We start from the raw sequence: 10280 nt of genomic DNA, 5'->3' as shown, positions 1-10280 counted from the left end.
TGCTTTTTTGTTTTTGAATTTACTCATATTTATAAATCCTTTGATAGTAAATTATGTCTAAAATTCCTTTTATCAAAGCTTGGATTTATCTGAAATATGAACGAATTCTATAATTTTTATTTTCGTTGCAAAAAAAAAAAAAAAAAAAAGGCACTTTCTGCCTTAATGTACCAGTAATAGGTATTTTATAATATGTTTGTTTTAGTTATAGGATAATTTAGTAAAAATATAAAGTAAAACCTTGGTGTACTCTAAAAAACCAAAACCATTTTATATAACCAATTTACTTTAACATTAAAGAAAAACACAACCATAGTTTCCTATAATTGTGTTATTCATTCACTTAACTATTTTCTTTCTGCTTCTTTAGTTTTATCATTTACATCTATTTCTAAATCAGCAAATGTTAAAGTATGATCTGAAATCCAGTTCATTACTTTAGCATAATATTCATGATTAGCTTCATTAGTTGGTGATCAACTTTTAATAATTTGTTCTATTTGATTATTAGTTAATTGTTTATTACCTTTTTTATAATAATGATTAAGAGTTGCTCTTATTCATTGTTCATTAATAATTGATTGATCAAATAAAACAGATCATAAATTAAATTTAGAAGCATTAATTACTTTAGAATCAGTTTTAGCAAACATCTTATCATATGGTTGAGATCATCTATTATAATTTTTTCCAAGAGATGTTCTATTTTCTTTACTTTCAGCAAGTAAAGAAGTATATCCATCATTAATTAATTTAGCAAAAACAGCTTTTTCATTATTAAGTTTAATATTAGTATCACCTAAAAAGAATAGATCATTATTAGCTCCATCTTTTTGATCAACAAACTTCATTACTTCAGCTACTTGGTAAGCTTCATTTAATTCTCTAGTTCCTTGTTCAGTTTTAATAGGATCTTGTTTGTAATCAAAGTCTTGTTTTTCTTCTTGTTTATATTCTTCTTTTGGTTGACCAGGACTATCAAGATGTGATGCTACCATACTAAAGTCAAACTTATCATCTAAAGTAGCAAATGTTAAACCAAAAGGTGGTCTTGCATAAGCAATCTTTTGATTATTAGTAGCTTTATTTTTAAAATGTTGATCAAATAAAATATCAGCATTAACATCGTTTTTGTAATAAATACCATCATTAGTTGGTTTTAGTTTAGTAGTATCATAAATAAAAGCTACTCGTTCAGCTTGGGTTTCATTACCAGCTGAACTTAAATCTTCACTTAATCTAAAGCTTCATTTGTTTTTGTTTTCATCTAATTCATATTGATTCATTAACTTAACAATATCAGCTACTGGTTTTTCTATTTTTTCTTTAGTTTTATCACTTCTTTTTTTAGCATTGATTTCAGTTAGTGCTATTACATCGATCTTATTAGCTAAAATGATTTTAGCAAGGGCTTCTGATTTAAAATCATTAGTTCCGCCTTGATTAAGTACATTTCAATGAGCAAACCTTATATAGTTTTCTTGTTTGTTAACTGTTGTAGTAGGAACATTAGATACTAAATTATTAGTACTTTCAGTTTGGTTAGTGTTGTTTGTTTGATTAGTACTATTGTTATTATTTTGGTTTGATTGTTGTTCTTGAGTTGTTTTTGTTGTTGGATTAGATGTATTAGATAATTCAACAACTATGTTATTAATTTCATTAGCTTGCTTAGAGTTTTTAGTTTCATATACTAAAATTTTATTTAATGAATATTGTTTGTTTTGATCTAAATTTGAAAAGATTGCATTAGTTTGGTTATTAACTACTCTTGCTTTGTTTGATGAATATAAAGAATTATCATTAGCTTTTAGTTCAACTACTACATATTGATTATTAATATTTTCAATATTTAATACTAATTTAGCTTTGTTTTTATTAAAGCTTAATTGGTTATTAACTACACTAATGTTATAGTTCTGTTTTGAAACAACATCTTTTAAATTAAAACAAGAAACAGAAGCTGCAGTTGATAAAGCAACAGCTGATGTTGCTACTAAACTACTTAGTATTATTTTAAAAATTGATTTTTTAATTTTCATAATTTGCCACCCTTAGTCAATTAATAATTCTACTTGTTTTAGGAAGGTTATTTTTAATTAGTTTATTAATTGGTTTTAATTTTTTAGTTTAGCTTTTTTGTTATAATTTAGTTTATGGGGGTGTCACGGTTTCGACGGGACATGGCGGTTATAGTTGCAAGTGGGGTCTGCCCCTTATAGCTTCGAGGCATAATAAATGCTAAAAATACAAAAACTAATGAAGCATCTCTAAACCCAGTGTTTATGGCTTCAGCTATTAACAATCAAGCTCAATACGCTTACGCTTTTTAGTTAGATTTTAATAGTTTACTCTTCACTTAGTTATCGCTATTAGTGACTATTTGAGGATCATCGTATAATAGCTTTATTTATTTGGTTTTTTATTGGTTAACAATTAAGTAAATATTTATAACTAATAGCTTATTATTATAGGTTGTTTTATTACTTGATAATAAGCTAATTGAATAAAACTAAACTTGTAGACGCTATAGTTTAAGTGTTGCGGAAAGGGGTTCGACTCCCCTCATCTCCACCATCATGAACAAAAGCATTATACACTGTGCAATTCAGTGGTTCATGTAAAGAATAAACTAATCATTAATTAACTTTTAGTTAGCTTATAAACTAAGCAACTAAGGGTTAATTTTTTATTTCTTGTTATTTATTTTTTAGGTTTTAAATTTATTAAAAATAAATTATCTAATTAAAAGCCGCTTTATTTTTTATTTATAAACTAGTATAAAAATGATATAAATAACTGTAAAAAAACTTCTATGTGAAATATTTTTATAAAGGACAAAACTATGACAAAATTAAATAAAAAAGGCACTATTCTTTTCTTTAGCTGCAATAGCAGCTGGAGCTGGAGTAGTTGCAATTGCAGCTTCTTGTGCTAAATCAGCAGAAGATAAAGAAAAAGATAAACTTATTAGTGATTTTAAAGCATTCATGAAAGCGTCAGCTAATGGTAATAAAGAACTTGAAAAAGCTTATGAACCAATTATAAAGAATTTTGAAAATGATCTAAACAAAGCGTTCAATGCTGCTAAGACCCCTGAAGAAAAAAGAGCAGCACTTGCCTTTTAAGATTAACTTTTGAACAAATTAAAAGTACAACACAAAAACAAAAATAGTCTAGCTTTTGTATAAATAGCATTAGTATAATTAAATCAACAAACCGCACTAAGCGATTTTTGTTTTCTTAATAAGTTATAAGTAAAGTTAATTTTTAGATTAAGTAAACTATTTAAAACCTTATAACATTTATAATTATTATATTGTGATTATTAGTGTACTCTTAAAAGGGATTTAAAGATGGAAAATATATTAGAGTTGATTAAGAATGAGAAGGTGGAATGGAAGAGATTAGGGGAAGTTTGTGAGTTTAAAAACGGATATGCTTTTAATGCTAAATTATTCAAAGAATCCGGTTCTCCCATTATTAGAATCACAAATATTTCTAAAGGTAAAATAAATTTTAGTAACACTAAGTTTTTTGACTTAAATGATTATCCAAATCTTGATGATTACAAAATATACCCTGATGATATTGTTGTAGCATTATCTGGAGCAACAACCGGAAAAATAGGATTAAACTACACAGATCAAATAGGATATTTAAACCAACGAGTTGGTAAATTTATACCTGACAAATCAATTTTAAATAATCGCTTTTTATTTCATTTCTTGTTTAGTAATGAATCGTACCTATTCTCATTAGCCAAAGGAACAGCAGGATTACCCAATTTATATAAAAAAGATATTGATAATATTTTGATCCCGATTCCGTCTTTAGAAGTACAAGAAAAAGTTGCCGAAATACTAGACAAATTCACAGAATATATTACCGAATTACAATCTGAATTACTACTAAGAAATAAACAATATAACTACTACAGAGATATGTTATTAAGCGAAGAGTTTTTGAAAAATAATAATTTAGGTGCAAATAACATTCATAACTATGAAACAAAAAGAACTACACTTGGTGAAATTGGTAAATTTATTCGTGGAAATGGTCTTCTTAAAAAAGATCTTGCTTTAGAAGGTAAACCTGTAATCCATTATGGTCAAATCTATACTAAGTATGGTTTTGAAACCTATAAAACTTTTTCATTTACAAGTGAAGAAGTTTTTGACAAATTAAAAAAAGCAAAGAAGAATGATATTTTAATTGCTACTACATCTGAAAATATAAAAGATGTATGTAAAAGTGTTGTTTGATTAGGTGAAGAAGATATTGGATTTTCTGGAGATATGTATTGTTATAGAACATCTCAAAACTCTAAATACATAGCCTACTTTTTACAATCTAAGCATTTTCAAATGCAAAAAGAAAGAAAAGTAAGTGGTGTTAAAATGATCCGCCTAAATAGTAGTGAAATGGAAAAGTTTACAATTACTTTACCACCTTTATCTATTCAAGATAAAATAGTAGAAATTTTAGATAAACTTCAAGCTTCAGTAGAACAAACAAGTGGTTTAATCCCTAAAGAAATAGAACTTCGTCAAAAACAATACGAATACTACAGAGAACTTCTCTTATCATTTGATCAAACCAAAAACTAATCCATTCAATTAACCCTACATTCACTAAACTAAACTAAACTAAACTAAACTAACACTTCCCCACTTAAGTATAAAAATAAAAAACCCTCGAATGAACAAAGTAAATTAATGTTTACATTTTCATCAGGGTTTTTATCAACTCTAAAGCTTTTTATAAATATCTTCTAATCTTATTTAGTTTCAGCTCTAAATCAAGATGGGTATGATTTATAAGCATTTTTAAGTTTTGGTTTAAGATCTTCTAGTTCTTGTTTATGTTCTTTAATTAATTCTTTAAGAGCTTTAATACTATTTTGTGTTTGTTCTTTTAAATCATCTTTTTGACTTCAATGAACACAAGCTTTTTGTTGATCATCAACTGAACAACAAGTATCAAATTCACTTTCACAAGCACATCCATAAAGACGTGCTAGATGATCTAAAATAGGGTATCATTTTTGAGCATGAGCATTTGGAATCTGGTGTGGATAGTTAGGGTAGTTAGTATTCATATAAACAGCATGTTTATAAACTAACTCTCTAAAAGCATGAACATGTTCACACTCATCTGGATCAACAAGATTAGATGCTTGAACAAAATATAATAAATGGTTTGGATAATATTTATTATTTAGACAAGAATATTTATCTCCACAATCATTCTTATATTGTTGAATAATACCATCTAAATAACATAAATCACCACAGATTGGATAATTACATTCTTGATTTAATTGATGGTGGTGTGCTATATTTGGTGCACAACATAAATGTTGTTCATCAATTTGTTCTTCATTAGTTTCTAATTGTTCTAAATCTTGTTGTTGATTAATATCACTATCTTCTTTTAAATCTAATTTAGTTAGATCTTCAAGTTCAGCTGCTGTTGATGTTAGAAAATTGTTTTCTGCATAATAAGTATTAACTTCTTCTACTTCATTTTGTTTAGAAGAACACTCTGAGCTTTTAATATCAAATTTAGCTAATTCTTCATTTAGTTGTTTAATAATTCTTGTTGTACTAAAACCACAAATTTTACAGCGTAAGAATTGTTTAATTAACTTTATTGAACCATTATCGTGTAAATGGTAAATTGTTGGATCTGTTTGATTATGTTTGTGAGTTTTGTTCATAATTTAATGATTCTTGTTCACTTTAAATAACTATTTATCAACTATATTATAAATAATTTAGCATTAATATTAAAGAGTTATTTGTTCATTATTTAATATGCTTTAGCAAAAACAGTTAATTTATTAGTAACTTTGTTAGTTATGATACAAACCCCTTCTTGTTTTGTATCATAAATACATCTTGTTGAAGCATTTGTTAAAGCTTTGATCTTTTCATCATCAGCTTCACAACCATCAAAGAAAGCAAGAGCTACTTTATTATTAGCTATTGTTTGTTGTAATTCTTCTAATGAATTAACTCTAACTAATTGTTGATCTAATCGATCTTTAGCTAATTGATAAATATTGTTTTTAATATCAACTAAAGTTGTTTTTAAATATTGATCTAATTGTTCTAGATCACAGACTGTTTTAGTTTTAAGATCTCGGCGATAAATCATTACTTGGTTGTTGTTATATTCATTAGCTGCAACAATGATACTAATTGGCGTACCATTGATTTCATTTTCAGCTAATTTAAAACCAACTCCTTTATCTGAAGTATCTAGATTACAACGATAAGTATTAGATAATTGATTATATAAATCATTAGCTAAATCTAATAGGTGTGGGTTTTTGTTAGCAAATAAGGTACAGATTGAAATTTGTACTGGGGCAATAGCAGGGGGAAGAACTAAGCCCATATCATCAGCATGAACCATAATTAAAGCACCAAGAGCTCGTGTTGAAATTCCTGCAGACATTTGATGTACATAATCTAGTTCATTGTTTTTGTTTTGGTATTTAATCCCATAAGCTTTAGCAAAGAATTGCCCTAAGTAGTGTGAAGTTCCAGATTGTAAAGCAACACCATCTTGCATAATTGCTTCAATTGTATAAGTTAAATCAGCTCCAGCAAATCGTTCTCAGCTTGTTTTAACTCCTTTTAGAACAGGAATACATAAAAACTCTTTAAAGAAGTGTTCATATAAATCTAAAATCTGAACAGTAAACTCTTCTGCTTCTTTTTGGTTAGAAAAAATAGCATGTAATTCTTGTCAATGGAATTCTGAGTTTCTTAAAAATGGTCTTGTTGTTTTTTCAGCTCTCATTACAGAACATCATTGGTTATTTTTAATTGGTAAATCATTATAACTATTAACTATTGTTTTAAAGTAGTTACAAAATAAAATTTCACTTGTTGGTCTTATTACATATGGACTTTCAAGTTTTTTATCACCAATATGTGTTACTGTAAATAATTCTGGAGCAAACCCTTCAATATGATCTTTTTCTTTTAAGAATTCTGTATATGGAATTAATGTTGGCATTGCTAAGTTTCTTACATTAAGCTTATAAAATGCTTTATCTAATTCATTACGGATATTTTCTCAAATTGCTCAAGCATTAGGAGCAAAAACCATTGATCCTTTAATATCTGTATATTGCATTAATTTAGCATGAGAGACAATATCTGTATACCATTGAGCAAAATCAACTGATCGTGGTGTGATTTTATCTAATCTTTTATTGTTGTTCATATTCTATCCTATTGATCCTGTCATATCTAACTTTAATAATCGATTAAGTTCAGCAGCATACTCCATTGGTAGTTCATCTGTAAACTCTTTTAAAAAACCAAAGACAATTAATTCTTCAGCTACTTCTGCACTTATTCCTTTTGAAGTTAAATAAAATAATTGTTCAGCATTAATTTTAGTAATTGTAGCTTCGTGTGAAATTGATGAAGATGAGTTAAGTACTAACTCTAAAGGGAAAGTATCACTTCGTGCTGTTTCATTTAATAATAATGTATCACATTCAACTTTAGAAATACTATTATGTGCTTCTTTACTTATTTTAACTAAACCCCGATATCTACTATCTCCAGTTCCATATCCTACTGCTTTTGAAACTATTTGAGATTTAGTATGTGGCGCTAAATGAATCATTTTAGCTCCTGCATCTTGAACTACGCCACTTTTAGCTACTGCAATACTAATACATTCACTTGAAGCATATGGTTCAGCTAAAATTGAACAAGGATATTTCATATTAACTTTTGAACCAATGTTTCCATCGATTCAAGTCATATTTCCATTTTGTTTTACATATGCTCGTTTAGTTACTAGATTAAGAACATTATCACTTCAGTTTTGAATGGTTGTATATCGGCAAGTTGAATTTTTACCAACAAAGATTTCAACCACAGCAGCATGTAAGTTATCTGATGAATAAATAGGTGCTGTACACCCTTCAATATAGTGAAGTGATGAATTATCATCAACAATAATTAATGTTCGTTCAAACTGACCCATTGATTGGGAATTAATACGAAAATATGATTGAAGTGGTTTTTTGATGTGTGTATTCTTAGGAACATAAATAAATGTTCCTCCTGATCAAACTGCTGTATTAAGAGCTGCATATTTATTATCAGATGGTGGTACTAATTTCCCAAAATACTTCTTAAATAAATCTGGATATTTTTTAGCAGCAGTTTCTGGATCACAAAAAATAACCCCTTGATCTTCTAATTCTTTAATGATTGATCCATAAACAACATCTGAATCATATTGCGTATGCACCCCATTTAAAAACTTAGCTTCAGCTTCAGGAATATTAAGAGCTGTGAATGTATCTTTAATCTTTTGTGGTACATCATCTCATGTTTTTTTAATCCCATCAACTACAGAGATGAAATAGTAGTATTGATCAAAATCAATGAAGTTTAGATCAACCCCTCAAGTAGGATTTTTCTTTTGTTTAAATACTTCATAAGCTTCAAGTCGGTTGTCTAAAAGTCATTGATCTTCTTTTTTATAGTTAGAGATTGCTTTTATAACATCAACTGATAACCCTTTGGCTGTACTAAATCGTTCTTTAACATCATCAGAAAACCCATAAGCGTATTCAGTTGCTTTAAATTTATTATCTTCCATCAATTAAACACTCCTTTAAGGTTTTGATCCCAATTGTTGCACACTTGATTCGATTTGGTTGGTTTTTAACATTATAAAAAGCAATTAATTCATTTAAATGATCTTCACTATATTGATCTCCACTTACCATCTTTAAATAATTATCAATGATATTTAAAGCTTGATCAATCGAACTATTAAGTACACTACTACAAATAATATCAGTTGATGAAGTTGCTATAGCGCATCCTGTGCCACTAAAATAAACTTCTTTGATCATTTCATTTTCTAATATTAAATGAATTGTTATATCATCAATACAAGATTCTGTTTTATTATGTTTAGTTAAGTGGTTAGCTAATTGTTCAATTTGTTGTTGATCAAGCTTATATTTAGGTCGTTCATAGTGTTCCATAATAATTGAACGTAACACTAATGGATCTTTAGATAATGCCATTTAATTCATCTCCTGGTTTATATTCCTTAATTGCTTTAACTAATTTATCAACATCACTCTTATCATTATAAAGATAAAAAGAAGCTCTGATTGCACATTCAATACCAATAATATGATTAATTACCTTAGCACATGATAAACCACTTCTTACAATAATGTTTTTATTTCCTAAATAGTTAGCAAAGTCTTGACAAAAAACATTTTTATAACTAAAAGCAATTGATGTAGAAGAATCATCTTGATTAAAGATTTCTATGTTTTCTATGGTTTTTAGTTGTTCTGTTGCATATTTAACTAATTCTAGTTCATGATTTCTTATTGCTTCATAGCCAATATCTAATAAGAAATCAACACAAGCTTTAAAACCATAAATCCCAGCAACATGGGGTGTTCCCCCTTCAAAACGCATTAAATTATCAAATAATTCATACTTTTCTAAATTAATACTAAAGTTCATTCCACCCCCATATTTTAAGGGTTCTAATTTAGTAATTAATGATTCTTTAATATAAGCTAAACCAATCCCTGTTGGTCCAAAAATCTTATGAGCTGAACATACTACAAAATCACAATTGGTTTTGATTACATCAATCGGTCGGTGCTGAATTGATTGTGTGGCATCAACACAAACTAAAATCTGTTGATTATATTCTTTAACTATTTTAGTAATAGCTACTTCATCTAAAACATTACCAACTAAATTACCCCCAGAAGCAAAACTAACAATCTTAGTTTTAGCTGATAAAGCATTTTTAAAATCTTCTAAAGTAGGATAATGATTAAGTTGATTAGCAAAAACAATCTTAATCCCAATCTCTTCTCTTAGTTTATATCAAGGAAGTAGATTTGAAGCATGTTCAGAGTAAGTTAGAATGATTTCATCATCCTTTTTTAATCATTTCTTTAAACCATTAGCAATTAGATTTAAAGATTCGGTTGCACCTGATGTAAAAACTATTTCTTGGATTGATTTAGCATTAATTAACTTAGCTAAGCTTTTTCGTGCATTCTCTACTACAAGGTGTGATTTATATGCAAATGTTGAATCACTATTATGAGGATTTGTACAATCATATAAATAATATTGATTAATGGCATCAATCACAACTTGTGGTTTGTGAGTTGTTGCTCCTGAATCTAAATAAACAATATCAGGATTATTTTTAAATCAAGGAAATAAATGTTTATAAGATTTCATTGT

At 27.7% G+C, this 10280-nt stretch carries 8 protein-coding genes, 1 other RNA gene and 1 pseudogene; 4 read left to right on the top strand and 6 right to left on the bottom strand.

What is annotated here, in order from left to right:
* Nucleotides 1-347: 347 nt before the first annotated feature.
* Complete coding sequence (locus JM47_RS02575; protein WP_208894848.1) at nucleotides 348-2042, bottom strand: endonuclease/exonuclease/phosphatase family protein; 1695 nt, start codon at nucleotides 2040-2042, stop codon at nucleotides 348-350.
* Between the two features lie 116 nt (nucleotides 2043-2158).
* On the opposite strand from JM47_RS02575, the gene ssrA reads away from it, so the two are divergent.
* The 4 genes and pseudogenes from ssrA (at nucleotide 2159) to JM47_RS02555 (ending at nucleotide 4610) form a co-directional block, all read left to right on the top strand.
* Nucleotides 2159-2577: a transfer-messenger RNA gene (ssrA, locus tag JM47_RS02570) on the top strand.
* A 281-nt stretch (nucleotides 2578-2858) separates the two neighbouring features.
* A pseudogene (locus tag JM47_RS04040) lies at nucleotides 2859-2906 on the top strand (hypothetical protein); the annotation flags it as partial.
* Between the two features lie 84 nt (nucleotides 2907-2990).
* On the top strand, nucleotides 2991-3128 hold the full coding sequence (locus tag JM47_RS02560) for a hypothetical protein (RefSeq protein ID WP_208894846.1): 138 nt from the start codon (nucleotides 2991-2993) through the stop codon (nucleotides 3126-3128).
* Nucleotides 3129-3356: 228 nt separating this feature from the next.
* Nucleotides 3357-4610 (top strand): restriction endonuclease subunit S, encoded by a 1254-nt coding sequence (locus JM47_RS02555; protein WP_208894845.1) that lies wholly within the window; start codon nucleotides 3357-3359, stop codon nucleotides 4608-4610.
* A gap of 170 nt (nucleotides 4611-4780) precedes the next feature.
* Here JM47_RS02555 and JM47_RS02550 read toward each other — a convergent pair whose 3' ends face one another.
* The 5 genes from JM47_RS02550 to JM47_RS02530 all read right to left on the bottom strand — a co-directional run bounded on the left by JM47_RS02550 (nucleotide 4781) and on the right by JM47_RS02530 (nucleotide 10277).
* A complete protein-coding gene (locus tag JM47_RS02550; protein WP_208894844.1) occupies nucleotides 4781-5722 on the bottom strand; it encodes a hypothetical protein in 942 nt (313 codons plus the stop codon).
* A gap of 92 nt (nucleotides 5723-5814) precedes the next feature.
* The gene (gene proS / locus JM47_RS02545; RefSeq protein ID WP_208894843.1) at nucleotides 5815-7242 is read right to left on the bottom strand and encodes a proline--tRNA ligase; all 1428 of its coding nucleotides are present in this window, start codon (nucleotides 7240-7242) and stop codon (nucleotides 5815-5817) included.
* Nucleotides 7243-7245: 3 nt separating this feature from the next.
* Nucleotides 7246-8643, bottom strand: coding sequence for a Fe-S cluster assembly protein SufB (gene sufB / locus JM47_RS02540; RefSeq protein ID WP_208894842.1), 1398 nt, complete (start codon nucleotides 8641-8643; stop codon nucleotides 7246-7248).
* Nucleotides 8633-9079 (bottom strand): Fe-S cluster assembly sulfur transfer protein SufU, encoded by a 447-nt coding sequence (gene sufU, locus JM47_RS02535; protein WP_208894841.1) that lies wholly within the window; start codon nucleotides 9077-9079, stop codon nucleotides 8633-8635. The genes sufB and sufU overlap by 11 nt, the downstream gene beginning before the upstream one ends.
* Complete coding sequence (locus JM47_RS02530; protein WP_208894840.1) at nucleotides 9066-10277, bottom strand: aminotransferase class V-fold PLP-dependent enzyme; 1212 nt, start codon at nucleotides 10275-10277, stop codon at nucleotides 9066-9068. Before JM47_RS02530 ends, sufU begins: the two co-directional genes overlap by 14 nt.
* Nucleotides 10278-10280 lie beyond the last annotated feature (3 nt).

It is taken from the genome of Ureaplasma diversum (assembly GCF_000941095.1).
GTDB classification, from domain to species: Bacteria; Bacillota_I; Bacilli_A; order Mycoplasmatales; family Mycoplasmoidaceae; genus Ureaplasma; species Ureaplasma diversum.
This window is presented reverse-complemented; position numbering and strand designations above follow the sequence as displayed.